The organism is Clostridium sp. CAG:43 (assembly GCF_000434655.1).
Taxonomy (GTDB): domain Bacteria; phylum Bacillota; class Clostridia; order Lachnospirales; family Lachnospiraceae; genus Otoolea; species Otoolea fessa.
Map to the genome: position 1 here is coordinate 1 of NZ_FR895023.1, position 1179 is coordinate 1179.

General features: G+C 53.4%; 2 protein-coding genes. Both read left to right on the forward strand.

Annotated elements, in window-relative coordinates:
- Window positions 1-91: 91 nt before the first annotated feature.
- Window positions 92-313, forward strand: coding sequence for a hypothetical protein (locus tag QVO97_RS02065; protein ID WP_022358759.1), 222 nt, complete (start codon window positions 92-94; stop codon window positions 311-313).
- Window positions 310-1179 (forward strand): DUF6017 domain-containing protein (locus QVO97_RS02070; RefSeq protein ID WP_288188664.1); only part of this gene is annotated, 870 nt, incomplete at its 3' end. The genes QVO97_RS02065 and QVO97_RS02070, both read left to right, overlap by 4 nt.

The following is a 1179-nucleotide window of genomic DNA, read 5'->3' on the forward strand; positions in this document are numbered from 1 at the left end:
CCTTGCGCGTCTGTCTCTCCCTCCGGGGAGAATGCCTTTGCGGCTGGACAGACGCGCTTTTTTTGTACCCATTTTCAGGAGGATGAACGCTATGACAGATTACTGCGAAAACGGCAAGCCGAAGGACTGCCGGTACTGCTATTACTACGGCAGACACGGCTGTATGCTGAAGGTCTGCTATTATGACCGGCCAAAGCCGGAAACGAAACCCGTAAGCGAATGCGATGACTGCCCGTATGGCAGGTGCGGACCGTGCATCGGCTGGTGTACGAAGGAGATTCTTCGCTCGCTTGAGAGGGGGCGCGCCAAGTGACGCTGGATTATTTCTACGGTGCCCAGGCAGATCAGTTTGCCTTTTACCGTATCCCCAAGGCGCTGTTTACCGATGAACGCTTCAAGTCCATCTCCGCCGAGGCAAAAATTCTCTACGGCATTCTGCTGGATCGGATGAGCCTGAGCCGTAAAAACGGCTGGCTGGACGAACAGGGGCGCGTGTTCATCATCTTCACGCTGGAGGAGGTCATGGAGGCTATCGGCTGTGCCGATCAGAAGGCCACCAAGCTGCTGAACGAGCTGGACAGCAAAGCCGGGCTCATAGAGCGCAAGCGGCAGGGGCTGGGTAAGCCCAATCTCATCTTCGTCAAGAACTTTGTGGATAACTCCGACGGCAGCATCCCGCCTGCACCGGAATCACGAATCAAGACTCGTGAAAATCACGATTCAGCAGACGTGAATTTCACGACTCCGGAATCCCGAAAATCACGAGGAAGTAATACTGATTCAAATTATACTGATTTGAGTGAGACTGAAACCTATCCTTTCCCTTCCGGTCAAGGTGGCGGTCACGGTCAGGCACCTGTGGATAAGATGGGACGGGATATGGATGAGCGGGAACAATATCGGGCAATTCTTGAAGATAATCTGGAGTACGACATTCTCCTGGAGAACAACCCGTATGACCGGGATACCATCGCAGAGATCATGGAGCTCCTTCTCGATACCATCTGCTCCAAACGTCAGTACATCCGAATCGCCGGGGACGATAAGCCCCGAGAGGTAGTCAAGAGCCAGTTTCTCAAGCTCAACTGCACGCACATCGAGTATGTGCTGAGTTCCTTCAAGGAGAACGCCAGCAAGGTGCGGAACATCAAGCAGTACCTTCTGGCTTCCCTATACAAC

Bases quoted from the DNA above. Each gene is read 5' to 3' on its own strand.
- QVO97_RS02065 (WP_022358759.1), top strand. From the start codon at position 92: ATGACAGATTACTGCGAAAACGGCAAGCCGAAGGACTGCCGGTACTGC.